The 26,546-nt window shown below is 39.5% G+C and carries 19 protein-coding genes; 10 read left to right on the top strand and 9 right to left on the bottom strand.

The window, feature by feature from the left end; genetic code table 11:
- Window positions 1-104: 104 nt before the first annotated feature.
- The 3 genes from tatA (at window position 105) to CLV81_RS20640 (ending at window position 3,012) form a co-directional block, all read left to right on the top strand.
- Complete coding sequence (gene tatA, locus CLV81_RS04520) at window positions 105-299, top strand: twin-arginine translocase TatA/TatE family subunit (protein WP_106143854.1); 195 nt, start codon at window positions 105-107, stop codon at window positions 297-299.
- Between the two features lie 231 nt (window positions 300-530).
- Complete coding sequence (locus tag CLV81_RS04515; protein WP_106143853.1) at window positions 531-2,585, top strand: OmpA family protein; 2,055 nt, start codon at window positions 531-533, stop codon at window positions 2,583-2,585.
- 256 nt (window positions 2,586-2,841) lie between these two features.
- Window positions 2,842-3,012: a DUF6747 family protein gene (locus tag CLV81_RS20640; protein WP_170068324.1), complete on the top strand. Its 171-nt coding sequence runs from the start codon at window positions 2,842-2,844 to the stop codon at window positions 3,010-3,012.
- Between the two features lie 90 nt (window positions 3,013-3,102).
- Here the strand turns inward: CLV81_RS20640 and CLV81_RS04510 are convergent, their stop codons facing one another.
- The 3 genes from CLV81_RS04510 to CLV81_RS04500 form a co-directional block, all read right to left on the bottom strand.
- Entirely contained in the window at window positions 3,103-4,095 is a 993-nt protein-coding gene (locus CLV81_RS04510; protein ID WP_106143852.1) for a DUF4837 family protein, read from the bottom strand.
- Between the two features lie 12 nt (window positions 4,096-4,107).
- Window positions 4,108-5,703, bottom strand: a complete 1,596-nt coding sequence (locus CLV81_RS04505) for a lytic transglycosylase domain-containing protein (RefSeq protein ID WP_106143851.1) — start codon at window positions 5,701-5,703, stop codon at window positions 4,108-4,110.
- A gap of 118 nt (window positions 5,704-5,821) precedes the next feature.
- Complete coding sequence (locus CLV81_RS04500) at window positions 5,822-7,012, bottom strand: phosphoglycerate kinase (protein ID WP_106143850.1); 1,191 nt, start codon at window positions 7,010-7,012, stop codon at window positions 5,822-5,824.
- 116 nt (window positions 7,013-7,128) lie between these two features.
- Between CLV81_RS04500 and CLV81_RS04495 the strand changes: the two genes are divergently transcribed.
- Both CLV81_RS04495 and CLV81_RS04490 read left to right on the top strand, forming a co-directional pair.
- A complete protein-coding gene (locus CLV81_RS04495; RefSeq protein ID WP_106143849.1) occupies window positions 7,129-8,280 on the top strand; it encodes a DNA polymerase III subunit in 1,152 nt (383 codons plus the stop codon).
- A 9-nt stretch (window positions 8,281-8,289) separates the two neighbouring features.
- On the top strand, window positions 8,290-8,673 hold the full coding sequence (locus CLV81_RS04490; RefSeq protein ID WP_106143848.1) for a DoxX family protein: 384 nt from the start codon (window positions 8,290-8,292) through the stop codon (window positions 8,671-8,673).
- A gap of 47 nt (window positions 8,674-8,720) precedes the next feature.
- Here the strand turns inward: CLV81_RS04490 and CLV81_RS04485 are convergent, their stop codons facing one another.
- The 5 genes from CLV81_RS04485 to CLV81_RS04465 all read right to left on the bottom strand — a co-directional run bounded on the left by CLV81_RS04485 (window position 8,721) and on the right by CLV81_RS04465 (window position 16,336).
- Window positions 8,721-9,227: an OmpH/Skp family outer membrane protein gene (locus tag CLV81_RS04485; RefSeq protein WP_106143847.1), complete on the bottom strand. Its 507-nt coding sequence runs from the start codon at window positions 9,225-9,227 to the stop codon at window positions 8,721-8,723.
- A 240-nt stretch (window positions 9,228-9,467) separates the two neighbouring features.
- The gene (locus tag CLV81_RS04480) at window positions 9,468-10,295 is read right to left on the bottom strand and encodes a class I SAM-dependent methyltransferase (protein WP_106143846.1); all 828 of its coding nucleotides are present in this window, start codon (window positions 10,293-10,295) and stop codon (window positions 9,468-9,470) included.
- Between the two features lie 338 nt (window positions 10,296-10,633).
- The gene (gene mnmG / locus CLV81_RS04475; RefSeq protein WP_106143845.1) at window positions 10,634-12,502 is read right to left on the bottom strand and encodes a tRNA uridine-5-carboxymethylaminomethyl(34) synthesis enzyme MnmG; all 1,869 of its coding nucleotides are present in this window, start codon (window positions 12,500-12,502) and stop codon (window positions 10,634-10,636) included.
- A gap of 2 nt (window positions 12,503-12,504) precedes the next feature.
- On the bottom strand, window positions 12,505-12,924 hold the full coding sequence (gene ybeY, locus CLV81_RS04470; protein ID WP_106143844.1) for an rRNA maturation RNase YbeY: 420 nt from the start codon (window positions 12,922-12,924) through the stop codon (window positions 12,505-12,507).
- A complete protein-coding gene (locus CLV81_RS04465) occupies window positions 12,917-16,336 on the bottom strand; it encodes a DUF4175 family protein (protein ID WP_106143843.1) in 3,420 nt (1,139 codons plus the stop codon). Before CLV81_RS04465 ends, ybeY begins: the two co-directional genes overlap by 8 nt.
- A gap of 74 nt (window positions 16,337-16,410) precedes the next feature.
- Between CLV81_RS04465 and CLV81_RS04460 the strand changes: the two genes are divergently transcribed.
- The 3 genes from CLV81_RS04460 (at window position 16,411) to CLV81_RS04450 (ending at window position 20,087) form a co-directional block, all read left to right on the top strand.
- A complete protein-coding gene (locus tag CLV81_RS04460) occupies window positions 16,411-17,472 on the top strand; it encodes an alkane 1-monooxygenase (RefSeq protein ID WP_106143842.1) in 1,062 nt (353 codons plus the stop codon).
- 33 nt (window positions 17,473-17,505) lie between these two features.
- Window positions 17,506-19,008 carry a glutamate--tRNA ligase gene (gene gltX / locus CLV81_RS04455; protein WP_106143841.1) on the top strand — a complete coding sequence of 501 codons (1,503 nt, stop codon included), beginning with the start codon at window positions 17,506-17,508 and terminating at the stop codon, window positions 19,006-19,008.
- A 146-nt stretch (window positions 19,009-19,154) separates the two neighbouring features.
- Entirely contained in the window at window positions 19,155-20,087 is a 933-nt protein-coding gene (locus CLV81_RS04450; RefSeq protein ID WP_106143840.1) for an SPFH domain-containing protein, read from the top strand.
- A 197-nt stretch (window positions 20,088-20,284) separates the two neighbouring features.
- On the opposite strand, the gene CLV81_RS04445 is transcribed toward CLV81_RS04450, so the two are convergent.
- The gene (locus CLV81_RS04445; protein WP_106143839.1) at window positions 20,285-21,970 is read right to left on the bottom strand and encodes a glutamine--tRNA ligase/YqeY domain fusion protein; all 1,686 of its coding nucleotides are present in this window, start codon (window positions 21,968-21,970) and stop codon (window positions 20,285-20,287) included.
- A 264-nt stretch (window positions 21,971-22,234) separates the two neighbouring features.
- On the opposite strand from CLV81_RS04445, the gene CLV81_RS04440 reads away from it, so the two are divergent.
- Both CLV81_RS04440 and CLV81_RS04435 read left to right on the top strand, forming a co-directional pair.
- A complete protein-coding gene (locus tag CLV81_RS04440; protein ID WP_106143838.1) occupies window positions 22,235-24,499 on the top strand; it encodes a T9SS type B sorting domain-containing protein in 2,265 nt (754 codons plus the stop codon).
- 6 nt (window positions 24,500-24,505) lie between these two features.
- On the top strand, window positions 24,506-26,545 hold the full coding sequence (locus CLV81_RS04435) for a PorP/SprF family type IX secretion system membrane protein (protein WP_106143837.1): 2,040 nt from the start codon (window positions 24,506-24,508) through the stop codon (window positions 26,543-26,545).
- Window position 26,546: the final 1 nt, after the last annotated feature.

The following is a 26,546-nucleotide window of genomic DNA, read 5'->3' as shown; positions in this document are numbered from 1 at the left end:
GAATTCCAGACATATACAATCTACGGAGCCAATTTTCGTTAATTGAAGTGACGATGTCCCATTCTTTTAGTACTTTTATACTTTGTTAGTTAGAACTTAATATCATGATTTCTCTTAATATTTTTCTCGGAATGCTTGGCCCTTGGCAAATTGTATTGATTGTAGTGGTTGTCCTGCTTCTCTTTGGTGGGAAAAAAATCCCTGAATTAATGCGTGGTCTTGGTAGCGGAATCAAGGAATTTAAGGATGCATCCAAAGAGGATGAGAAGTTGGACGGCCCAAAAGAGTCCGATTCTTAGTTTTAGGACCTTTTTCTTCTTTTTACTACACCTTAGCCCCTATAAACGTTGATTTAATCGATAAACAACTACATTATTTGGGTTTACATACCTAAAAAAATACCTTTCACAACAAAAAGTTATTTTCCCTAAAAGGGTATTCTATTTTAGCATTTGATAGTTATACTGGGTATAAATCATATCTTTTCAACAAGTTAGACCTAACCATGCCCAGTCTCGGAAAGAACTAAAATGAGAAAGCTGTTTTTGGTTATTACCGTCGCTTTCATATCTGGACTTAGCGCCCAGGATGTTTCCTTTGTTCAATTTGAAGACATTGAGGAAAGATCTGGAACTGAGATACAACCAGAAGAATCCTTTGTGGGTGAAACTCTCAACGAAACAACAAGAGAAGAGGGTTTCCGGAAGAGAGCGCAAGGAGGAATGGAAGAACGACTCATTAAGAAAGCCAATGGATACTTCGAAAAAATGTGGTATGCCGAAGCTGCCCGTATTTACGACATTGTTCTTGAGGAAAGTGACCAGGAACATACTTTTGAACTACTATCCAAAGCCGCCGATGCCCACTACTACAGTGGCAATATGGAAAAGTCTTATAAATGGTACCATGAGTTGTATCAAAACCATAAAAAAACCATTACCGAAGAGAATTTCTTTAAGTACAGCCATAGCCTAAAGGCTACAGGGCGCTACAAAAGGGCTGCTAGGTTAACCCGATTGTTCCGTCAAAAACGCGAAAAAACTTTGAAGGTACAATCCCGTCAAAATCCAATATGGGACAACTCCGCTTATGTTGAGTTAAAGAACATGGCAATTAATTCCAAGTATTCCGATTTCTCTCCCATGTTTCATGGAGATGGGAAAGTGGTGTACGCATCCGCCATGGACTCCTCTTTCTTGACCACAAGACGCTATCGGTGGAACAATCAACCATTTTTGGATTTATATGTGGCCCGCCAGAATGAATCGCAGGAGGATTTGGTTGGTGCTGGAAAACTCTCACGAAAAATCAATACAAAGTACCATGAAGCTTCGGTTGCGTTTTCTCCAGACCAGGAAACTATTTACTTCACCAGAAATAATTACGGAAAGAAAAAGAAGCTAAGAAGGGGCAAGAAAGGAGTAAATCATTTAAAAATTTATTCCTCTAATCTTATCGATGGGGAATGGACCAAAGCAACAGAGTTGCCATTTAACAGTGAAAACTATTCCAATGGACATCCCGCGATAAGTCCAGATGGCAAAAAAATGTATTTTGTTTCGGACCGACCAGGTGGGTTCGGTCTTACAGATATCTACGTCGTAGACATTTTGGAAAACGGAAAGTTTTCCGAGCCCAAAAATTTGGGTAAATCAGTGAATACGCCCTACAAAGAGATGTTTCCTTATATAACAGGAAAAAGTTTATACTTCTCTTCGGACAGAACCATGGGAACGGGAGGGTTGGATATCTACAAATCCGACTATTCCGGAGAGCTGTTCAACGTAGCTATAAACATGGGGAAACCGATTAACAGTAATCGCGATGATTTTTCATACATCATAGATGAAGAAACCCAAAAAGGATATTTTGCCTCCAACAGAAAAGGGGGTAAAGGCGATGACGACATCTATTCTTTCAAAAACCTTATGAACCTTAATGCCATAGCCGGTGTTGTGGACAATTTAGAAAATAAAAAGTTATTGGCTGATGTGGTTGTGGCCTTGTTCAATGAAGAAGGTGAAAAGTTGATGGAAACTACCACAGACAGTCTGGGTAATTTTATGTTTGAGGAACTCCTTCCATCCAAAACATATAATTTGGTATCATTGAAAGAAGGCTTTGTGGAGGAAAAAACCCTGGTGAGCACTAAGGATAATGAACGCATCTTTTTGGAACAATCCATAACTCCGATTAAAGAGTTGGTTGTGAGGGAAAATGAAGTGCTCAAAGTAAACACGGAGAATATTTATTTTGATTTTGACAAGTTCAATATAAAGGCCCAGGCCGCAGAAGAATTGGACAAGTTGGTGGATTTAATGAAATCTTATCCAGAAATGGTCATTCGAATTGAATCCCATACGGATTCCCGGGGAACCAGAGCCTATAACAAGTACTTATCCGATAAGAGAGCAAAATCTTCGAGGGATTATATTGTTTCCAAAGGAATAGAAGCCTCTCGTATTGAAAGCGCCATAGGATATGGCGAAGAACGTCTACTAAACGATTGTAGCGATGGGGTTCGCTGTAGCGGAAAAAACCATAACCTCAATAGAAGGTCCGAGTTCATCATAGTAAATATGTAGGCCCTCTACCAAAATTCCCCTTTTACCTTACCCTTTTTCCCATTTGCAATCCCAAGGATGCATTTCATCGATACTTTTCATCTTTAAGGCCTATCCTGCTTAATACCGTTTGTCGATAAAAATATGGCCGTTGTGGGAGATGAAGATGCCCCTGTTTTTTTCATCATTCTTTTTCTGCATTTTGTCCTTCACTTTCTTCAAGTCCAAGGCGAAAGCGCAAAATTTGTCTTGTCTTTAAATCTTAAAACAAATACTTATGAAAAAATTATTACTTGTAAAGGAGATTTATTTGGAAGCTTTCAAAAATTTAGGCCACATAGTCTTGGAAAGATATTTTAAAGTGTTCTCCTGGTTTTGTTTCGTTATGTTCTTTATTGTGCTTTACGCGTTCGTTTTCAGAATAGCTACAGGATTCGCTTTTGACTAAAAAATACTCTTAAGCATTTAAAGAACGGAAAAGCCCGGCACTTAGAACATGCTGGGCTTTTTTGAATCTATTTTTCAGTGTTTTGAGGAGCTAGGACCCTGCGTCCGAATTAAATTTAACGGTCCTCAATATGGCTTCAAGTTCAAACATATAATCCCTTTTTTCTGCCGAAGGGGCAAAAGTAAATCCTTCCAAAACCAATTTTCTTTGATTGGCCTCATCATTGATGATATACGTTAAAAAGGGCCCGGCCATAGGATATCCACTTATTTCCCATATTCCTCTTGCTTCGGCCGCTTTTTTCCCTCCAATTTCTGCGGGAAGCACATAAGGCGCAAAAGCCTTTTCCGTAATCATAAAGGTGTTTTCGTAAGGGCCTGGAACATGCATTTTTCCTATAGAGTCTCTCATTTTTATAATGTCCCTTACAAAGGTTGAATCCGTAGAGAAGCTTTCTTTTGGCATTTCATAAGCAATGATGTTCATTGTTCCTTTTGGAATTTGAATATCCATCCAAACAAAGTTCTTTTCGCGCTTTCCAAGTTTATATAAGGAAGGTATTCGCAGTGAAATACCCAGTTCCTCCTGTAGTGCAGTTTCTTTGCTCAAAGAGCGTGTGAATCGTTTCTGAGCTTCCTTTATTTCAACTTGCTTAAAGGAGGAAATAGCTTGACCCGATAGTTTTTCGATATTTCCAGCAAGGTCATTGTACGTTTCTCCTTTAATCACCGCTATTTTTTGTGGTTCCGCATATACGTTGGTCTTAACATGCGCCAATGATACGGTATCTTGTTCCACAAAAAGCACGGACCTTGAGTGGGTTACTGCTCCTTTAAATACTTGTGGAGGAATCTGCGTGATACTGAAAATGGGTTCCGCCTGAGGCAATCCCAAGACTTGAGCTGCAAAATGCTCCCTAATTTTGTCTCCAACGGCACCTTTCCATAATTCTGTGTCCATCACAACCATAAGAGAATTGATTCCCCCAGTGGATTGTGGTAAAAATCGTTTCTTCTTACCAGAGTCGTTACATGCAAACAAGGCCATCAACAAGATGACCGCTAGTATTCCAATTTTTTTCATATTGTTCTAAATTTACGAAGAACACTCGCACAATTTAAGTTTTGTGCCAGGTTTTAAATTATTCCCACTAATACCGTTCCATTCCCGTAAATTCTCAACAGAAATTCCCGGATATTTTCTGGAAATTGTCCAAAGGGAATCACCGCTCTGCACAACGTGAATCTTTCCGGCCTTGGCTGCACCTTCGGTGGAAACTTTTGGTTGTGTAGTTTTTGCAACCTGTTTGGTGTAATACGGTTTGCGTGGAAATATGGTAAGGCGCTGCCCTATTCTTAAGTTGTTGCTGCGCAATCCATTCCATCGTTTTATTTGGCTAACGCCTACTCCATATCGTTCAGCTATCTTGCCTAAATAATCTCCACTTCGTACTTTATATCGTATCTGATTCTTGGTTTCCACCAATTGGGGCAATGGTTTTTCCAAGGAATCCAGTTCTTTCTTGGCAAAAGCATAAATGGCTTCTTCATTGTTTACGAACGTCCCAATTTTGGAAACCGGCAAACGAAGGGCATATTTCTTTCCTTTGATTTTTGGTATGATGTTCAATTTGTAGGCGGGGTTCAGCATTTCCAATTCTTCTTTGCTGATATCTACCAGTTTTGAAATCTGGTCAAAGGTGATGGTGTTTTTAACGATTATTGTATCCGTTTCAAAATAAGGGCGGTCCACATTTACCTTTTTTAAACCGTGCTCATCGGCATACTCAAAAATGTACATGGTGGCCAAAAACGCAGGAACATACCCCGCTGTTTCACGTGGAAGATTTCTTCTAATGTTCCAGTAATTTTTATATCCGCCTGACCGTCGAATGGCTTTGTTTACATTTCCTGGACCAGAATTGTATGCGGCCAGTGCCAAATCCCAATCATTGAAAATATCATAAAGTTTGGAAAGATACTTTGTGGCCGCTTTGGTCGCTAATATGGGGTCATTTCTTTCATCTACATAACTGCTAACGTCTAATCCATATATCCTTCCAGTCCCGTACATAAATTGCCATAGTCCCTTAGCTCCAACCCTTGACCTAGCCCTAGGATTCAATGCAGATTCCACAATCGCTAAATACTTCATTTCAAGGGGAACATCTTGATTGTCCAGTTCTTGCTCAAAAAGTGGAAAATAAAATTGGCTAGCGGTCAGCATGCGCTCCATTAAATCCCGTTTGCGCACCAAAAACGATTTGATTACACTTTCCAATGAAGGGTTATAGGCAATGTTGAACGGTGTTTTTTCATTGAGTCTTGCAAGCCTAGCTTTTAAAGTGTCCGTGGGGAGGTCTATTTCAGGAGTTTTTTCCTCGTCGATATTTTGCACCTCGGCATACATTTCAGTAAACCAATCTGCACTTTTTGAAAGTTCTTTAAGCCAAAGACTATCACTTTTTCGTGCTGCTTCCAAATCCTTAAGTTGAAATTTTCCATTGGTTCCTTTGGAAATAATCCCATTCATCTGGGAAGAGATGGAAGAATCATCAAGTGAAATGGAATCAACAACAATTTGAGGAGTTGTTGACGAAGAAATCTGGGTGCTATCTGCCTCTTGGGCTGTTGAAGTTACCCAAGAAAATAGAAAAACCAACGGTAAGGTTGCTTTACATCCTAAATTCATTTTTGGTCTGGATTTGGTTCGGAACAAACGAAAATGGCTTTTTTTTCCGAAAAACTAAAACTTTCGCTCTAAAACAAACGTTAAACCTGAAACACTCAGTCCTTTAAGAACGAATGCTTTAGTCCAATATTGCCGCAATTCCCGGCAAAGTTCTTCCTTCAAGGCTCTCCAACATAGCGCCGCCTCCGGTAGAAACATAACTTACTTTATCTTGGAACCCAAACTGCTTTACCGCTGCAACAGAATCACCCCCACCGACCAAGGAAAATGCTCCATTCTGTGTTGCTTCATCAATGGCATTACCTACAGCAATGGTTCCTTTGGAAAAGTTTTCCATTTCAAAAACCCCGACCGGTCCATTCCAAAGAATAGTCTTGGATTGCAAAATCACCTCCTTGAAATTTTCCAAGGTCTGTGGTCCCGCATCAAGTCCCTGCCAACCTTCAGGAATTTCATTTACACTTAAGAATTGTGTGTTGGCATCGTTGTCAAAATCATCTGCTGCCAAAACATCAACGGGTAGATGCACTTTAACCCCCTTGGCTTCGGCTTGTTTTAAAATATCCAATGCCAAATCCATTTTATCGTCTTCGCATATTGAATCTCCAACGCTTCCGCCTTGAGCTTTAACAAAAGTATAGGTCATACCTCCACCAATAATCAAATGGTCCACTTTGTCAAGGATGTTCTCGATGATTGTTATTTTGGAAGAAACCTTCGCGCCGCCCAAAATAGCCGTAACAGGCTTTTCGCCTGTCTGCATCACCTTCTCAATCGCTTTAATTTCTTTTGCCAATAGGTAGCCAAAACATTTGTTTTCAGGGAAGAACTTAGCAACAATAGTTGTGGAAGCATGGGCTCTATGGGCAGTACCAAAAGCATCGTTGACGTAAATATCACCCAATTGGGATAGTTTTTCAGCAAAGGACTCATCGCCACTTTCCTCTTCTGCATGGAATCGAAGGTTTTCCAACAATAGGATTTCTCCATTCTCCAGAGAAGCTGCGGCTTGTTCTGCCGATGTACCTACACAGTCCTCCACAAACTTTACCTGCACCCCTATAATTTCAGAAACTTTTTCAGAGATATGGGCAAGGGACATATCAGCATTCACCTTTCCCTTTGGTCTACCCAAGTGGCTCATTAGAATGGCACTGCCACCATCCTCCAGTACTTTAAGAATGGTAGGTTTTGCCGCCTCAATCCTACTGGTGTCCGTGACATTGAAATCTGAATCCAGAGGAACATTGAAGTCTACACGAATAAGTGCTTTTTTGTTTGCAAAGTTGAAATTATCTATGGTTCTCATATGCTATGGTTTATGGAAAGTCAAAAGTAAAGATTTCCCGCAATCTCCCTGTGTTCAGCCGCTATAATTTTAAAAGGAAAACTTCTCTATCGCAACTTAAAACTTATATTTGGTCTATGTTGTTCAAAGACATTCTAGGGCTTGATCATATAAAAGGACATTTAACCACTACCGCGGATAATGGGCGTGTTGCGCATGCCCAACTTTTTATTGGCCCTGAAGGTTGTGGAACTTTGCCCATGGCCATCGCTTATGCCCAGTACTTGTTGTGCTCTAACTCAGGTGGAGAAAACGACAGCGGAAACGCAGCGTGCAATCTAAAGTGCAATACACTTTCCCATCCGGATCTTCACTTTGCTTTTCCTGTATCCAACTCCGACAAGGTAAAATCACATGCTGTAAGTGATCTATTTATTGAGGAATGGAGGCAATTTGTAAAGGAACAGCCTTATGGTAATCTTTTTGATTGGTATCGATTGGTCGGTATTGAAAAGAAACAAGGTCAGATTGGGGTTGATGAGGCACAGGACATTGTGAAAAAGCTTTCCTTAAAATCCTATGAGGGGGGTTATAAGGTGATGATTATTTGGATGGCCGAAAAGATGAACACTGCAGCGGCAAACAAATTGTTGAAATTGGTTGAAGAACCTCCGGATAAAACAGTATTGTTGCTTATTGCTGAAGAGGAGGAACAAATAATAAATACCATTTTATCTCGCTGCCAAATACTACATTTTCCACCTTTACCAGAAAATATAATTACAGAAGCGCTGGAAGAAACCGGTATAGAAAAATCAGAAGCCTTTTCGATTGCTCAAGAAGCCAATGGCAATTACAACAAGGCCTTGGATTTGGTAAAAAAGGATTCGGAAGATTTGGTTTTTGAGCGGTGGTTTGTGCAATGGGTGAGAAGTGCCTTCAAGGCCAAGGGCAATAAAGGTGCGGTACACGAATTGGTTCTTTGGAGTGATGAGGTCTCCAAAACCGGGAGGGAAGTTCAGAAGCAGTTTTTGAACTATTGTATCACGGTGATGCGGCAAGCGCTGTTTCTTAACTATAATGTAGACTCTTTGGTTTACTTAAAGATGCACACGGTAAACTTTGATCTTAAAAAATTCTCCCCGTTTGTACATGAAAACAACATCCTTGAAATTGTGGAGGAAATAGAAAAGGCCATCTACCATGTGGAAAGAAACGGCAACGCCAAGGTGATCTTCACCGACCTTTCCATCAAACTAACACGTCTGCTCCACGCAAAGGCAGCTTAATCATAATTTATGGAACACATAACTAAAATCTTGTTGCTCGTTTTTTTGGCCATCACATTTATCCAGAGCGGATTGGACAAAATTGTAGATTGGAAAGGAAACTTGGGGTGGCTTAAAGGCCATTTCTCGGAAACCATTTTTAAAAACATGGTCCCATTGCTTTTGGGCATAATCCTTCTTTTGGAATGTGTTTCTGGTGTTTTGGCAGTGGCTGGGGCAATCCAATTTGCAACTTTTGACTCCAGTTCGTTAGCTCTATATGCCGCGATTCTATCTTGCATTACCTTGTTACTCTTGTTATTGGGGCAGCGCGTAGCCAAGGATTACGATGGAGCCAGAACTATTGTGATTTACTTTATGCCCGCTATCTTTTTGGTGTTTTTGTTGCAATAAAAAAGCCCATCATTGATGGGCCTTTTACTCTATTAAAGTCAATCTGATTATTTCTTATACTTGTCGTTGAGTATTTTCAACAATTCGTCAGTAAGGTCCTTACCAACTTTTCCGTAAAGAACACTTCCTCCATCTCCGCCACCTAATATGTAAGTGAAACCGTTGGTTTCCCCATAAGCTCGGATTTCTCTTTTCACCTTGCTAACCAAAGAGTCCATCTCTGTTTGACTGGTTTGTTGCAATTGTTGTTCCTCTTGCTGTAGTTGATTTCCAACAAACTGTCCTTTTTGTTGAAGCAATGCATATTCTTCTTGGGCGCTCTTTTGTGACATTTTTTGCGCCTTGTTCTGGAACTGCTGTAACTCCAATTGGAATGCTTGTGAGATACTGTCTCTTTTTTTGGTCAAAGCTTCCACTTTGGTTTTGAACTTTGCCTCGATGTCTATCTTCTCTTGAAAGCCATCCATTAGTTTGACGTTGTCCACGTAACCAATCTTGTCCTGTTCGCAAGACATGATCAACAAAGCCATTATGGGTATTATAATTTTCTTCATCCTTGTGTTTTAAAGATGGGCAAAAATAGAAAAGCTTTTTTAATGATATCGTTAAGTTTTATGAATAGCGCTTCGTTTCATATATGGAATAAGAAAAAACTATGAAATAAATGTTCAAGAATCAATTTCATTTATTCTAACGGCTGCTTTTTTACGTCTCAGAATGCGTTTTCTCTTTTTATATGTATGAATGCATGTCAGACATCCAAAAAGCTTCTTATAGCCTTTTATTGAAAGTTTTCATCCTTTTTCTAGAACATAAATCAAAGAAGAATACTCTTTTGTAAAGATTGCCTGAATATTGGACCATAATCCTTTGAAAAAAGCACTTAAAAAATAAAATCGGTTGCCCTTGTATTTTTCCGAAAGCAAGGAAACATAAAATGCATCGAACCACATAGGCTTAATTGTTTTTACCTTCATCCCATGTTCTTTAAAAAGCAAACGAATTGAACTTTTTGAAAAATGCCACAAGTGGCGAGGCACATCAAACCCGGCCCAATATTTTCCAAAATGTTTTGCATCCCATGAACGAAAGTTCGGAACCGCTATAATCAAAATTCCTGAATCGTTAAGAAGATTTGAAATGGTTCTAATCTGATGATTCAAATCTGGAAGGTGTTCCAATACATGCCATAAAGTTATCACATCAAAATTCGAATCGGACAGTTCATCTAAATCTTCGGTAAGCTTAATTCCTTTTTGCTGAGCTCTTCCCCTGGCTTTCTCATTTGGTTCCACTCCGGAGACCTTAAAGCCTTGTTGATTTGCAAAAATCAAGAAATCTCCTGTTCCTGCGCCAATATCAAGTAGCTTTTTTGATTTATGCCCCTGATTATCAATGAGTTGAATTTTGTTTTTGATGTTTTTTACCTTAATTACTTGGTATAAACTGTCCACTATGGACTTTTTTGAGTCTGTATGGGAGATATAGTTATCACCTTGATAAAAAGAAGCAAGATTATCCGGTACTGGTTCCGTAATGAGCATATCTTTTGATTCGTCCCAAATCAAATCGAATTCCTCATTGGAAAACGAATAGTCTTTGGTTTTTAAATACAACTTCATTCTGGTTGCGTTTGTTAAATATTGGTTTTAAAACTAAAAAGGAAAAGGGAAACCTATTCATTATCAAAGACTCCACAACTACAAATACTTAACAAATATATGCTTCCTCTGTAATTATAATTCCTTTTCGCATGCATTCAATAAAGTATCAAAAATTGAATTATCCTTCAATGCATACTGAAAGTCATACTCAGATGAATGACCAGCTTTTTTATAATCTGCAACAAACATGTATACAAAAAGAGCTAGATAAAATACAAGAATGTTGACGGATATAAATCTGAAAAAGGGTTGTAACCAGAATTTGTAGCCTTCTATTTCTGTTCCACGTGGAACAATTACCTACCTAAAAAAACCAAAAGAACACTAATATCTGCTGGAGAAACACCACTAATTCTTGAGGCCTGAGAAATATTTACTGGGCGTATCTCCTCCAACTTTTCCCGAGCCTCATATGATAACGATTTAAGTTTGGAATAATCAAATGAATCCGGTATCCTAACATTCTCCAGGCGATGCAGTTTGTCTGCATTGTTCTTTTCCTTTTCAATGTATCCAGAATACTTTACTTGAATTTCAGCTTGCTCCAGAACCTCTCTTCCCAAATCGTTTTCAGCGACAAAATGAGAAACCGATTCCAATTCCAACATATGGTCCATGCTAACCTTTGGTCTCGAAAAAACTTTGAATAATTTATCTGATTGTCTGACAAGGGCAGAATCAACACGTTCCAATATAGGATTGATTTCCTCTGGGTCGAAGCTTGTCTTTTTAAAAAAATGAATAAAGTCATCCGACTTCCTTTGCTTCTCTTCCATTGAATCAAGCCTTTCTTTGGAGGCAAGACCTAATTCATATCCTTTGGGCGTCAGTCTCAAATCTGCATTATCTTGCCTCAACAAGGTTCTATACTCAGCCCTAGAAGTAAACATTCTATAGGGCTCTTCTGTGCCTTTCGTAATCAAATCATCAATTAATACACCTATATACGCTTCGTCCCTTTTTAAAGTAAATGGTTCTTCTTCATTTATTTTGAGGTGTGCGTTTATACCCGCCATAAGCCCTTGAGAGGCGGCTTCTTCATAGCCTGTAGTTCCATTAATTTGTCCAGCAAAATATAGGTTGTCCACAAGCTTAGTTTCCAGTGTGTGCTTCAACTGTGTTGGCGGGAAATAATCATATTCGATTGCATATCCAGGACGGAAAAACTTCACATTCTCAAATCCCTTAACAGACTTCAGCGCCTTATACTGAACATCCTCCGGTAAAGAAGTTGAGAAGCCATTTACGTATACCTCAACCGTATTCCATCCCTCAGGCTCCACAAATATCTGGTGTGCATTCTTATCCGCAAATCGATGTATTTTATCTTCTATCGAAGGACAATATCTGGGTCCAATACTTTTGATTCTTCCATTGAACATAGGTGAGCGATCAAAACCTTCACGCAACAAATCATGTACCAACTCACTGGTATGGGTCATATGGCAATCCCGTTGTTCTTTCAAAACCGGCGTATCCAGATAAGAGAACTTTTCAGGGATGCTATCCCCCGGTTGCGGAATCATTTTTTCATAATCCAAAGATCTTCCATCAACCCTGGGAGGAGTACCTGTTTTCATTCTCCCTGTATCGAATCCAAAATCAACAAGCTGTTCCGTAATTCCAGTAGCAGCTCTTTCTCCAGCTCTTCCACCTCCGAACTGTTTTTCCCCTATATGAATCAATCCATTTAAAAATGTTCCATTAGTAAGTACAACAGCTTTAGATCTTATGTCAATTCCAAGAGAAGTGCGAACACCAACAACTCTGTTGCCTTCAACCAAAAGTCCAGAAACCATTTCCTGATAAAAATCCGCATTAGGAGTGCCTTCCAAAATCAACCGCCATTCTTCTGCGAAACGCATTCTATCATTCTGGGCTCTTGGACTCCACATTGCCGGCCCTTTAGACTTATTGAGCATCTTAAACTGTATGGCCGACTTGTCCGTAACAATTCCACTATATCCACCTAGTGCATCTATTTCACGAACTATTTGTCCCTTAGCAATTCCTCCCATAGCAGGATTACAAGACATTTGTCCAATGGTTTGTAGATTCATGGTAACCAACAATGTCTTTGACCCCATATTTGCAGCTGCTGCGGTAGCCTCTGCACCGGCGTGACCACCCCCCACTACAATTACATCATATTCCTTTTCAAACATATCTATTGTTCCACGTGGAACATTTTAATTTTTTCTTCTTCCTTCGCCCTCATAACGGCAATCTCCTCTTCGGATTTATCCTCATACCCCGCAAGGTGTAAAATTCCATGACTCATAACCCTTAAAAGCTCCTCTTGCTCATCAACTAAAAAAAGTTTTGCGTTCTCTCTTACCCGGTCCGTTGAAATAAAAATATCACCTGAGATAACCCTCCCGTCTGTGTAGTCAAAAGTAATTATGTCGGTATACGTGTCATGCCCTAAGTACTCCTGATTGATAGCCAACAACTTGTCATCGTAACAAAAGACATAGTCAAGTTTACCCACCACTAAGTTTTCATCTTCGATTATTCTACTTACCCAGTCGGAAAACTTTGAAATATCCTCTAATACTAAATCTGATTCAAAATGAAAATCAATCATTCCTGAAATACTCCTTCACTTTTTTGTCGTATTGACGGCGCAAAGGTAGTGTTTGCCTGTTTAATATCTCAACATCACTGCGGTTATCTATGAGTTGTTTAGGCTTGGTAATAATGGGATTTTTATACTTTTCAAGATTGGTTTCACTTTCTCGTTCCTTTCTTTGGCCCTGTTTTAAGGCTGCGTTCTCTAACTTAAGCAACTGATGTTGTATTGCATTGGCCTTGTTTCTTGTTCTTTGGGTAATACCATTCTCAATAAGATCATTCTCAAAATCCTCCATCTGACGAATCAGTTTCTTAGCCAAATCCTTATCAGATTTTCGAATTAAATCCTTTAACTGTTTCTCTAACTGTTCCCTTAAAAACTGCTGCTCTTTATAGATCTCATAGATTTCGTTGAACCCTAGTTCCTCTTGCTCGCCAATTGAATCCTCTCCCGATTCTTCGCCATTCGAATTCTTTCCATTTCCCTGTTCTCCATTTTCATCGTTTGCATCCTTGCCATTCTTACCTTCCTTCCCCGAACCTTCTCCATCCTTCTTTTCTTCGCCCTCTCCAGCACTTTCGGTTTTACCTTGCTGACCAGAACCATCCAATTTTTCCTGTAATCCTTCCTGTCCCTTTATAATATCCGGCAGTTGAAAATCTTGTCCACCCTGACCTTGTCCCTGTCCAGCCTGCATATTCTGTTGCATATTATCCAAAATGTTAGCGAGAAAATCACCTAGCGAATTTGTTGCATTAATAACATATTGTTGATAAGATGCCCCTTGAAAAACCTGATTTTCAGCAAGACTTTCCAGGGACTTATCGATGTTATAATACACTTCCGTAATCTGCTCATTCACAAACTCAGATAGCTCAGCCCTACGCAGTGATAATGAAAACAAACTATCATCCACATGCTCAAACAAATCTTTTAATTCCTTTTGGTCCCTTACCATTTTACCATATTGAGAAACATCTACATCGGACTCTTCAACCCACTCAAAAAGCTGTTCTTGCTTAAAGGAGAATGTAACCAAATTATCCAAAATTTGTCTCAGCATTTCCGCATCCTCAGTGTCAGATGAACCACCACCTGCTGAAGCACTTTGTTGCAGGGATTCACTAAGTTCCTGAATTTTCTGAGCCGCCGATTTTTGTTTTTGTTTTGCTTTCTTAGAACCTTCAGACCCACTTTCACTTTCTGATTCTTCCTTGTTGTCTTGAAGCTCCTGCAACGCGTCTTTCTGATCCTGCTTGATAGATTCTTGACTTCTTTCCTTCACATCAATTGATAAGGGCTTTTTCAAATCTTCGTTGTCCTTTTTTAACTCATTCAATTCATCGGATAGCTTTTCAAAAGACTTGTTCAAATTTTCCTGCTCGCTAACACTTTCCTCATCCTTCAATTCTTTACCCTCCTTTTTCTTCTCAGCTAGTTCATCTTGTTCCTTTGAAAGTTTATCCAATTCCTTGGCTAGTTGAGAAGCCTTTTCAGTAACATAGTATCGCTTTGTTAGTTCCAGTAACTGCTCTAAATTCCTGGCATTGGAGCTCTGTTTCTTAGACAACTCATCCAATCGCTTCTTAAGCTCTTCCTTCTCAATCTTATCCGCAAGCTTGTCCAACTCCTCCAACAACTTTTCGTTCTTCTTAGCCTCCAATTCTTGACGTTCCAATCTTTCTTGAAGTAACCTCTTCAACTCATCATTTTCATCACCTTTTTTCAAACTTTCATTCAACTGCTGGCTAAACTTTTCCATAAGCTGTTCCTGTTCCTTTTGCTTTTGAATGAAATTTTTAATCTTTGTTTTCTCCTCAAAATCAAAGGTGTTCCCCTCCTTTTGCTTCTCTTTTATTTTAGACAAAGTTTCCTGTTGCTCCCTATACCCTTCAAGGGATTTATCAAACTTCTTTAAAAGATTATCTTGTATGTCTAACTCCCTGTTTATCAACTCATTATCATCAAAAACCTTTGTGCTGAAAACTTTACTTCTTGTTGCTTTACCTCCTCTAATTCCATCATTATCAACCACTTCAAAGTATAGCTTGTAATCCTTTCCCTGCTCAATATCTAAACCTGAAGGAAACGTATAGTAAAATTGATGACCGCTTGCGTTCACTGATTCCAACAAAATCTTTCTTTTGTTTTGTTCATTGTCCGCTTGATAATAAATCAAATTCAACTTTGAAATCCCATAATCATCCGATAATTGACCTGAATAAAAAGACTGATTTGGATTCAAAGAATCCAAAACCTGACTTACTTCAATCTTTGGAGATGCATCCCGAATCACATCTATTGAGTAATGCAAAGATTCAAAGTCTTTAACTTCTTGATTGGATGTGCTTATTGAATAGTCCAAGTTCTTAAACAGATTCTTAACCATCTCAAAACTCTCACCATTCAAGCCGAAAAGTTCTATAGTATCCGAAGTAGTCATTTTGATTTTATCAACCGATGTGCCTTTTATCTCCCACTCAATACGTGTTCCCTCAGGAACCACCGCATTACCACTTCCACTAATCCGTTCTGGAATTTTGCTCAAATAAGAGGGGAAATTCAATTTCATGATAAAGTCGACCAGTGTAGGCGTACTAATACTTTCAATCTTATAAGTTTTAGAATTCCATCCATTGGCAGAAACATAAAACTCGGTTTCATTAAAGGGGGGCTGAACGCTATACAGAAATCGATTTCCGTTTCTTCTCATCAACAAAGGCTCATCTGCAAATACGATTGAGGCATTTTCCGGTACTAAATCACCCTCTACCGCAAACTCAATTGTAAGTGTCTCATTGTCCAAGACATTCAAATTCGAATTAAGCAATCTAAAGGTAAACGGGGCGGGCTTCTCATACGCCAAATCATAATTAACGACCCTATTATGAGAATTCAAAAGTTGACCAATATTCCCAGATATCCAAAACACAGCCAATATAAGGAGAGGCATTATTAAATATCTTACGTACCTAATGCTTTCCTTAAAATCAATCGCTTCCTGAAAAGGTAATACCGCCAAATTTTGAGACCTCTGCTCAATGCTAGCTTCCAACAGCTCAGATTTTGTTGGGTTTTCAGCCAACTCCAAAAGATTGAACAACTTATCCTCCACATTTGGAAAGTGTATACCTATCAACTTGGAGGCTTCTTTGTTTGATAGTCCTTTTTTGATTTTAAAGAGATAAGAAAGCGGAACTATTATGAATCGGTATAACAGGAACAGCTCTACAGCAATAAAGATTAGAAAAAGTGTCAAGCGCCAACTTCCATCAAGCCAAAAAACAAACTCAACCGAAGTTATAGCCAACCAAAACAAAAGTCCAAAGGAACCAAAAAGCAATATACCTTGAATTAACTGCCTCGTGTAGTACTTTCTTGTAAACCTTTCCAGCTTAGTTAAAACCCCGCGATAACTGTTCAAAATATTTTATATTTATTACAATATACCCGATACCCAGCAATTGTCTTGAGAATTTTTTGTTAAAAGGTCTCCCTATGAAAGATTTGAAGTATTTAGCCGCATTTACCATACCTATTTCCGCCTTAATAAGCTTGTATTTAAAAGGGTATTGGAGCTTTTTCACTCCCGTTTATGCCTTCGCAATCATTCCCTTGTTGGAAATTGTTCTCCCTGTTGATTCCTCCAATCTCTCTCCTGAAGAAAGGGAAGAGAAGAAAAAAAGTCCTCTTTTTGATTGGCTACTTTATCTCAACGTTCCAGTAGTTTACTTCTTTTTAACATACACTCTTTTCGATATTACCACCACAACATATCAAACCTATGAGATAATTGGATTGGTTTTTTCCATAGGGATTGTATTTGGTGTTAATGGCATAAATGTGGGCCATGAGCTGGGGCATAGACAAAATACCCCTGAAAGATATTTGGCAAAATTACTCCTGCTACCATCGTTCTATATGCACTTTTATATAGAACATAACTTTGGACACCATGCCAAGGCGGCAACATCGGAAGACCCGGCCACAGCCTCCTATAACCAAAGTGTTTATTCTTTCTGGTTTACCTCCACCTTTGGGCAATATGTCAATGCATGGAAGATTCAAAAAAGCCTACTCGAAAAAGAAAACAGGAGCCTTGTAAGTCTCCAAAACGACATGCTATGGTACACTCTTATTCAAATATTGTTTTTGATATCCGTCTATTTGTTATTTGGAATGTTAGGGCTAGTTTTTGCTTTGGCTTCAGGAATTGTCGGTTTCCTGTTGCTTGAGACCGTAAATTATATAGAACACTATGGCTTGATGCGAAAAAAAATGCCTTCCGGAAGATATGAACGGGTAAAAGAATGCCACTCCTGGAATAGCAATCATGTCATAGGAAGAATAGTTTTATATGAGCTTACCAGGCATAGTGACCATCACTACAAATCATCCAAAAAATATCAAATACTGGATTACCATGATATATCACCACAAATGCCTTTTGGCTATCCAACATCTATGGTACTCTCCTTAATACCTCCCCTTTGGTTTTATATCATGAACCCAAGAGTTCCCAAAGACATGAAACCTACAAATTCCCTTTCTATCGCATAGGGCTTTTCATACCTTTGAAAAAATTTTTAAGGTATGTCAAAAGTTAGGGTTCGCTTTGCTCCCAGCCCAACAGGTCCGTTACATATTGGAGGAGTTAGAACGGCATTATTTAACTACCTCTATGCCAAAAAACACAATGGTGATTTTATCTTAAGGATAGAGGATACCGACCAAAATAGATATGTAGAAGGGGCTGAGGCCTATATAATCGAAGCATTGAACTGGTGTGGAATTCCTTTCGATGAAGGGCCGGGAAAGGATGGAGGATTTGGACCCTACCGCCAAAGTGAGCGAAAACATCTCTACCAACAATACGCCCTTGAATTGATAGAAAAAGGACATGCCTATTATGCTTTTGATACTCCAGAAACTCTAGACTACCATCGTAAGGACCATGAGGCAAAAGGAAAAACCTTTATTTACAATTGGCACAATAGGGAAAAACTTTCCAACTCCCTATCGCTCTCGCAAGATGAAGTTCAACAAAAGATAAACGATGAAGAGGATTACGTAATTCGGTTTAAATCGCCAAAAGACCAAGAGCTGATTTTGCACGATAGAATTCGAGGGGAAATCACAATAGACACCAATATTCTAGATGATAAAGTTTTGTTTAAGAGCGATGGTATGCCCACCTATCATCTGGCAAATATTGTAGACGACCATTTGATGGAGATTTCGCACGTGATTCGTGGCGAGGAATGGCTTCCCTCATTGGCACTTCATCAATTACTTTATGATGCATTTGGTTGGAAAGCACCAGAATTCGCTCACCTCCCTCTGATTATGAAACCAGCAGGAAAAGGAAAATTGAGCAAGCGTGATGGAGAAAAAGGAGGGTTCCCGGTCTTTCCCCTTCAATGGAACGATGCTCAAGGGTATAGAGAAAGTGGATACTTCCCGGAAACTGTGGTCAACTTCTTGGCTCTCTTGGGATGGAATCCAGGCAATGAAAAAGAACTGTTTACCCTTGAGGAACTCATTGAATCTTTCAGTTTGGAGCGCATCAATAAATCAGGTGCGCGCTTCGACCCTGAAAAGACAAAGTGGTTCAACCATCAATACCTGCAAAAAAAGACTAGTTCTGAGTTAACCTCCCTTTTCATAGCACAGGAAACCATAAATTATCCAGAATTAAAGGAGAAGTCTCTTGATTATATTGAAAAAGTGATTTCATTGATAAAAGAGCGTGCTAACTTTGTGTCCGAGTTATGGGAATTGGGAAGTTACTTCTTCACGCCGCCATCCGAATACAACGAAAAAGCAGCAAAAAAGCAATTCAAGGAGGATACACCTTCTATTCTACGTGAAGTTTCAGGCCTAATTGAATCCATTTCAGATTTTACTTCGCACAACATAGAAAGTAAAATCAAAGATTGGATTGGCCAAAATGAGCTTTCTTTTGGGAAAGTTATGGGACCTTTACGGTTAAGCATTGTTGGGGATTTAAAAGGACCGCATCTCTTCGCTATCATTGAAATGATAGGAAAAAAGGATGCTCTAGCTCGTATCCAAAAAGCCATATCCCAGATTTAAACCGCTTGATATCTTGATTTCTTCTCTTGCCAGACAATCCCTCCCTTTTAAGGCTGAACCATTTATTCTGTAACAATTTTGTCCAATCCTATACCAATCAAGTACCGAGTTTTGTAACTTCCTGAAATCATTTTAAAATAATCTATATGGGCAATTTCCTTTTAATACCAATCATTTTTTTTGGATTAATAATCCTATTCGCTTCATTCTTTGTAGTAAAACAACAAACCGCTGTAGTTATTGAACGTTTTGGAAAATTCCAAAGTATTAGAAATTCTGGATTGCAAATGAAAATCCCTTTGGTGGACCGAATCGCTGGCAGGTTAAGTCTAAAAATTCAACAGTTGGATGTAATTGTAGAAACCAAAACATTGGATGACGTATTTGTCAAAATCAAAGTTTCTGTACAATATGTTGTCATTCGTGACAAAGTGTATGATGCATTTTATAAACTGGAATATCCCCATGACCAAATTACATCCTTTGTTTTTGACGTGGTTCGCGCAGAGGTGCCCAAGATGAAATTGGATGATGTCTTCGTTAAAAAAGATGACATTGCTATAGCGGTAAAACGAGAACTACAAGAATACATGTCTGAATACGGATATGATATCATAAAAACCTTGGTAACCGATATTGACCCAGATGCCCAAGTGAAAGCAGCTATGAACCGAATCAATGCTTCTGAGCGAGAAAAAATTGCCGCTCAGTTTGAAGGAGATGCGGCAAGAATCCTAATCGTGGAAAAGGCAAAGGCCGAGGCTGAAAGCAAAAGACTGCAGGGTCAAGGTATCGCAGACCAACGTAGGGAGATTGCCAGAGGTTTGGAAGAGTCCGTTGAGGTTTTGAACAAGGTTGGTATCAACTCCCAAGAAGCCTCCGCGCTAATTGTAGTGACTCAGCACTATGACACTTTGCAGGCCATTGGAGAAGAAACCAATTCCAACTTAATACTATTACCAAATTCACCACAAGCTGGAAGTGATATGCTTAATAATATGGTCGCTTCATTTACGGCAAGTAATCAAATTGGTGAAGCCATGAAAAAACAGAATCGGAACAAGAACACTGACGATTAGGCACAACTAAGAGAAATAGAAAATAAAACCCTGCAATGCAGGGTTTTTTCATTTTAAAGCTCTCTAATTGACAATCAGCATCAATAATATACCTACTGTTTTAAAAACAAGAAAAGGCCATAAAAGCGACTAAAAAAGCCTAATTTTCTATAGTGGTTATCTATTAAAATAGGCTTTTGATATCGGGTTTTCTTATGTTATGCTTTCTGCTCAATTTTTGCCCAAGTGTCACGCAAAGTAACCGTTCTGTTGAAAACCAAATGTTCAGGAGTAGAATCCAAATCCACATTAAAATATCCCAGTCTTTGAAACTGAAATCTATCACCAGGTTTTACGTCCTTCAAACTTGGTTCCAAATATCCTGTTACTTTGTCCAATGAATTGGGATTAACAAAATCCATAAATTCCTTGTCCTTATGTCCATCCGGAGTGGCATCGGTAAACAATCTATCGTACAACCGAACCTCTGCCTCAATTGCATGTGGAATTGAAACCCAATGTAAAGTTCCCTTTACCTTTCTAAGGCTTTCCTCAGTGCCGCTGCCACTTTTACTTTTTGGGTCATACGTACATTGTACCTCGATTACGTTTCCATTTTCATCTTTGGTACAGCTTTCCGCTTTTATTATATATCCATTCTTAAGACGAACCTCTCCTCCCAACTTCAATCGAAAGAACTTTCGATTGGCTTGTTCCCGAAAATCCTCTTGTTCTATATAAAGTTCTCTGGAGAATGGGACCTCTCTTATTCCTGCGCTCTCATCCTCAGGATTGTTCTCAGCTTCCAGCCACTCCTCTCTTCCTTCGTCGTAATTGGTAATCACCACCTTAAGCGGATTTAAAACCGCCATAACACGAGGGGCTATCTTATTCAAATGCTCGCGTACATGAAATTCTAAAAGAGAAACATCCACCACGTTGTCCCTTTTCGCAATTCCTATGGTATCCGCAAAATTTCTGATGGACTCCGGGGTATACCCTCTTCTTCTCAAACCCGAAATAGTAGGCATCCTTGGGTCATCCCAACCCGAAACAATACCATTTTCAACCAATTGCAGCAATTTTCTCTTACTGACAACAGTGTGGCTAAGGTTTCTTCGAGCAAATTCCCTTTGCTTTGGTCTTAATCTACTTTTTGATACCAATTGGTCCAAAAACCAATCATAAAGCTCCCTGTGAGGCAGAAACTCCAATGTGCACAAAGAGTGAGAGACTTGTTCGATATAATCACTTTCCCCATGGGTCCAATCGTATAATGGGTAAATACACCAATCGGTATTTGTTCTGTGATGCGCCTTATGTAGCACACGGTACATCACCGGGTCTCGCATAAGCATGTTTGGGGAAGACATATCAATTTTTGCTCTCAAGACATGCTCGCCCTCATCGAAATCACCCCTTTTCATACCCTCAAAAAGGCCGAGATTTTCCTCCACAGAACGATTTCTATATGGGCTCTCTTTCCCTGGTTCTGTAGGTGTTCCCTTCTGTTCGGCAATTTCCTCTGAGCTTTGACTATCTACGTAAGCTTTCCCTTCCTTTATCAACGCTGTGGCCCAGTCGTACAATTGTTGAAAATAATCAGAAGCATAACACTCTGTATCCCAACTAAATCCAAGCCATTTAATGTCTTTCTTTATAGCATCAACATACTCTTTTTCTTCCTTGGCAGGGTTGGTGTCGTCAAATCGAAGATTCACAGGAGCATCATACTTCAACCCCAATCCAAAATTGAGACAAATAGAGCTAGCATGCCCTATATGGAGATAGCCATTGGGTTCTGGAGGAAATCGAAATCGAAGGTCATCTTTGACATATTCCGCCTTTAAGTCATCCTCTATGATATGCTCTATAAAATTCAGTGATTTTTCCTCTTCGCCCATGATCAATATTTGAAGCGCAAATGTAGCAAAAACAGTTGCTTCAGACTACTTAAAGCCTCAAGTGTATACAAAGAAAGCCATTTCACAACAGTTTTGGTGTGGCCCACAACAATATCTTTCCTTTCCTATTGATAAAAACCATATTTGTTATTGGAATACTGTATGAAATTTTGGTTGCACTAGAACCGCTACCAAACAACTCAACATCTTAAGGGGCACACAATTGGGGCAAATATTGTCGACAACCTCTTAAAACTAACGCTGATGAGAAAAAATAATTCAACCTACAGCATTCCCGCAATCATTGCTATTGTAATGATGTGTATTCCATTGCGTATCTCCGCACAGGTATTGAATCAACCTGAGGCAGCTCCCAATCCAAATCTTGGAAGCTCCTTTCCTTGGACTGCGGCCTGCGCCTCAGCAAGCTTCAACGAATACTTTGTCAACTTCACTTGGAATTTTCCATTAGTTGAATCCAATAATGAGTTCATTCTTGAGCTATCCGATTCGAACGGAAACTTTGGTGCTCCCGTGGAATTGGCCCGTGTTGCAGATAAAAACACAGATTTTGATTTTGACTTCGAGTTTGCGGTTCCGAACGATGCTCGTGGAGAAAACTATAGACTGAGGGTGAGGAGCACAAACCCTGCTAAAACAAGCCCTCCTTCTGTACCCTATCCCATGTACTTTGTGGACTTTTCTTCTGCCCTACGCATTAGTGAAGATGGCAATGGTACATTGCCTGACGGAGGAGAGATACAACAGTGCGATGGAGGTTCAATTACTCTGGCCACCCATAACATCCCAAATGCCAGTACCTACCAGTACAACTGGTACCGAAGCTCCACATTATTGAGTGAAAAATCAAATCAACTTACTGTTTCAACCCCAGGAATGTACTATGTAGAATTGGACTACGGTAGTATCTGTACGGGTTCTGCCAATACATCTTCCAATATCATAGAAGTACTAACAGGTTCTTCGCTTGGCGTAGCCATAGCCGGTCCAAGTACAGTTGACTTATGTGTTGGGGATCCACATACATTAACCGCCAACCTAGGTGGTTCAGGTCTTACCTACACTTGGTACAAAGATGGGGTAGTGGTATCTGGGCCTACCGTTGAAGGGAATACATTAAATATAAACACGTCAATCTCTGGTTTCGAAGGAAACTATGAAGTTGAAATTGAGGGGTCTGGCGTATGTACCGAAAAGTCTTCTGCAATAACAGTTCAAAACTTAGGCTCTATTTTGGCAACACGTCAAAACGACGCAAACATTGTACTCCTACCTGGCCAAGACGAAACGTTGTCAGTAACTACCAATGCTGTTTCTCCAACCTTTCAGTGGTTTAAGGACGGAGCGCCCCTTTCAGGAGAAACAAGTAGCTCCTTGACTATAAGCGATATAGGTGTCTACTTTGCTCGTGTGACCGAAACAGCAGGCTCTTGTGTAACAGCTGCCCCAGTGGATTCAGAAAGTACCACAGTAGTAACTCCAGATTCTTTTGAATTTACAATCGATTTTGTTGGAACATACACAGAATGTGTTGACTCTAATGTCACCATAGGAATAACAACTATAGATGCAATAAGTAACTCGGGTGCCAGAACAAATGTTACCTCAGCTTTAGAGAACTCATTCACCTACCAATGGACTTATGAAGGAAATCCTCTTTCCGGTGAAACCTCTAGAACCTTGACGGTAACGGACAATAGTAACAATGGTGTTTACGCTTTAACAGGTGTGCTATCTTCATTCAACGCCAATTCCAACTCCCTAAACGTGAGGTTGGCTACGAATGAATCCTTAGCACTAACTTCAGATGGCAATGTGCTTTGCCCAAATGGTAGTACAATAACCATTTCTTCATCAAGGGATTTATCAGGAGAGAGTTTTCAATGGATAAAAGATGGTAGCAGTTTCGATACTACTTCAACTTCCTTAACTATTGCTGAGTCAGGAACATATCAATTGAGTATCGACACCAATGATTGTCCATTGATTTCCAACGAAATAACGGTAGTGCCATTTGATGAATCCCTACTCGTTCTGGATAGATCCGAAAATATAGTAATCATTGAAGGTGAAACGGAAACTGTCACCGCAAGTGGTGCACAATCCTATGAATGGTTCGATTCCAACAATTCCTTATTAAGTAGTCAAGACTCCTTTACGTTTGATGCGGAAGGGCAGTATTTGTTGACCGCTGACTTCGGTAGCTGTACGGTAAGTAGAGTAATTACCGTATCATTTAGGGACACCTTTGCTATTCCAAATGTGATTACCGCAAACGGCGATGGAATAAATGACCTTTGGGTATTGCCCAATACTTTTTCGAGGGACCCTCAAGTATTGGTGACCATTTTCGATGAAAGAGGAAAAGAAGTGTTTAGTCAGACCAATTACGAAAACAACTGGCCAGAATCCACTACTTCTTTCAACCAACAAAATATGATTTTCTATTACAAACTATCTCGTGAAGGAAAAAACCTAAGGCAAGGAACCATAACTGTTATCAGATAACCAAGAATGAACCCCAACAAACACATAGTACTAACCGCGCTTGCTTTGCTTTGCTTTTCTGGCCTTTGGAGTCAGGAAGAAACCCCATTTGTAAGTTATGAGGTTCCCTCCCAAAACCTTCTGAAGTTCAATAGGTTTTTGATAAATCCAACTTTTTCAACGGTAAGGGAGGACAAATCTTACATCAACTTGTTTCATAGAAACCAATCGGTTTCTTTTGATGACAACAACCAGGTATACTTTTTAAGTTACAGTGGTAGAGTGGGAGATAGAAGCGGGGTTGGACTTAGTTTGTTTACCAATAGAGAAGGACTGTTCAATAATTTTGGAGTACACGCCAACTATGCCTATGGTGTTAGGCTGAGTCCAAAAAGTAACTTCACATTCGGGGCCAATTTTTCCTATTATCAAAGTGCCTTCAACCAGAACCGGGCCAACACAGTGGATGATGACCCTTTCTTAAATACTCTTGAAAGTAGTTCCTTAATCTCCTTTCAACCTGGTTTCAATATTTCATTTGGAAAATTTGATTTTGGTGGATTTGCGGAAAACCTATTTGATTATAACCTCAAAAACAGTGAATCGGTAACAGATTTCAACGAAAAAACGTATTCCGGGCACTTACAATATACCCATCAGTTTAAAAATGCTGCGGGCATCTTGGAACAAGGGAGACTTATGCCCTTGGCAAGGCTGAGAAAAGTAGGGGAAGAAGATATTACCCTAGGTGGAAGTTTGGTCATGGATTTACCCAAACTAGGCTGGGTACAGGCAGGTTACGACGATTTTTATGGTGCTTCTGCGGGACTTGGATTTAACTTAAATAAAAACCTATCCATTGGTTATACAGTTGAAAAGGGTTTGACCAATAATTTTGAAAACTTTGGGGTAAGTCATGAAGTTTCATTGGCATATTCATTTACACCAAACCTGACTGAAGATAGGGTTCTTCTTGAAAAAGAAAATGACGTTGTTCAGAATGACAGTGTGCCTCAAGAAAATCTAACTCTGTCGGATAAAGACTTGGAAATAGCCCAGCTACGGGAAAAACTAGCTGAAAACGATGCAATCTTAGATGAGCTTCTCTTCCGCCAAGATTCGATAGAGCAAAATAGAAAACAAGATCTTGAACGCCGTTTTGAATCTGTTATGAAAATGGTTCGAAGAGAAACTAAGGGTAATCAGCCTGAAGTAGAAAAAAGAGCGAGGGAACTCTATTTTGAAAATGTAGACAGTTCTTCTTTAGTGAGCAGAGCCAAAAAACAACCCATATCCAATCATGGGCTTTCTAATACCTCATCAGTAAATAGGGTAATTAAAATAGATAGAAATTCATCCAATACAGTTGCCAGAACATCAAATGTGGCTAAAGATAGAACCATAAATACAACGAGATCAAAATCGAGGTCCTTCGGTTACAACTATCCTGTATTCGACATTCCGGATGTTGAAAGTGGGCATTATCTCATCGCTAATGTATACCGCGAGGATGAAAATTTAAATCGCTTTTTGGATGAGCTGCATAATTTGGGAATCGATGCCAGATATTTTGAAAATCCAAAGAACAATCTGAAGTATGTTTATTTGGAGCACTCTCAATCCAAAACGCAGGTTGCAGAACAATACAAGACTCAGTTATCTGGCAAATTTTTGGCGCCAATGTGGGTGATGTCAGTAAAAAATGATATCTCCACATTACCCGTTGCGATGCAAACAAGGAATTCCAACCAAATCAAGAATTCCCGTCAAAACAACGGCGGCTCAGCCACCTATAAAACCTTTGACATCGATGGACATGGACAAGGCTATTACATAATAGCCAGCGTATTTGCCACGTCCCAAGATGCCAGAACATTTGTAAAAGAGCTCCAGTCCAGGGGGCTCGACGCAAAATACTTCACTAATCCCGAGGACAATTTCCGCTATGTGTACCTGAAAAAACACGACACCTGGACAAATGCATTAACCTCATACTATACCAAACTGAACGCTTCGTATGACGACGATATGTGGATCATGCGGGTAAAACCAAACTATACAAGTTAAG

The organism is Flagellimonas meridianipacifica (assembly GCF_003001695.1).
Lineage (GTDB): Bacteria > Bacteroidota > Bacteroidia > Flavobacteriales > Flavobacteriaceae > Flagellimonas > Flagellimonas meridianipacifica.
Note: the sequence above shows the minus strand (reverse complement) of the source record. Positions and strands in the feature narration are given on the sequence as shown.

What these genes read in the sequence shown, in the direction of transcription:
- tatA (WP_106143854.1), top strand. Translation starts at nt 105, where the DNA reads ATGATTTCTCTTAATATTTTTCTCGGAATGCTTGGCCCTTGGCAAATT.
- CLV81_RS04515 (WP_106143853.1), top strand. Translation starts at nt 531, where the DNA reads ATGAGAAAGCTGTTTTTGGTTATTACCGTCGCTTTCATATCTGGACTT.
- CLV81_RS20640 (WP_170068324.1), top strand. Translation starts at nt 2,842, where the DNA reads ATGAAAAAATTATTACTTGTAAAGGAGATTTATTTGGAAGCTTTCAAA.
- CLV81_RS04510 (WP_106143852.1), bottom strand. Translation starts at nt 4,095, where the DNA reads ATGAAAAAAATTGGAATACTAGCGGTCATCTTGTTGATGGCCTTGTTT.
- CLV81_RS04505 (WP_106143851.1), bottom strand. Translation starts at nt 5,703, where the DNA reads ATGAATTTAGGATGTAAAGCAACCTTACCGTTGGTTTTTCTATTTTCT.
- CLV81_RS04500 (WP_106143850.1), bottom strand. Translation starts at nt 7,012, where the DNA reads ATGAGAACCATAGATAATTTCAACTTTGCAAACAAAAAAGCACTTATT.
- CLV81_RS04495 (WP_106143849.1), top strand. Translation starts at nt 7,129, where the DNA reads ATGTTGTTCAAAGACATTCTAGGGCTTGATCATATAAAAGGACATTTA.
- CLV81_RS04490 (WP_106143848.1), top strand. Translation starts at nt 8,290, where the DNA reads ATGGAACACATAACTAAAATCTTGTTGCTCGTTTTTTTGGCCATCACA.
- CLV81_RS04485 (WP_106143847.1), bottom strand. Translation starts at nt 9,227, where the DNA reads ATGAAGAAAATTATAATACCCATAATGGCTTTGTTGATCATGTCTTGC.
- CLV81_RS04480 (WP_106143846.1), bottom strand. Translation starts at nt 10,295, where the DNA reads ATGAAGTTGTATTTAAAAACCAAAGACTATTCGTTTTCCAATGAGGAA.
- mnmG (WP_106143845.1), bottom strand. Translation starts at nt 12,502, where the DNA reads ATGTTTGAAAAGGAATATGATGTAATTGTAGTGGGGGGTGGTCACGCC.
- ybeY (WP_106143844.1), bottom strand. Translation starts at nt 12,924, where the DNA reads ATGATTGATTTTCATTTTGAATCAGATTTAGTATTAGAGGATATTTCA.
- CLV81_RS04460 (WP_106143842.1), top strand. Translation starts at nt 16,411, where the DNA reads ATGAAAGATTTGAAGTATTTAGCCGCATTTACCATACCTATTTCCGCC.
- gltX (WP_106143841.1), top strand. Translation starts at nt 17,506, where the DNA reads ATGTCAAAAGTTAGGGTTCGCTTTGCTCCCAGCCCAACAGGTCCGTTA.
- CLV81_RS04450 (WP_106143840.1), top strand. Translation starts at nt 19,155, where the DNA reads ATGGGCAATTTCCTTTTAATACCAATCATTTTTTTTGGATTAATAATC.
- CLV81_RS04445 (WP_106143839.1), bottom strand. Translation starts at nt 21,970, where the DNA reads ATGGGCGAAGAGGAAAAATCACTGAATTTTATAGAGCATATCATAGAG.
- CLV81_RS04440 (WP_106143838.1), top strand. Translation starts at nt 22,235, where the DNA reads ATGAGAAAAAATAATTCAACCTACAGCATTCCCGCAATCATTGCTATT.
- CLV81_RS04435 (WP_106143837.1), top strand. Translation starts at nt 24,506, where the DNA reads ATGAACCCCAACAAACACATAGTACTAACCGCGCTTGCTTTGCTTTGC.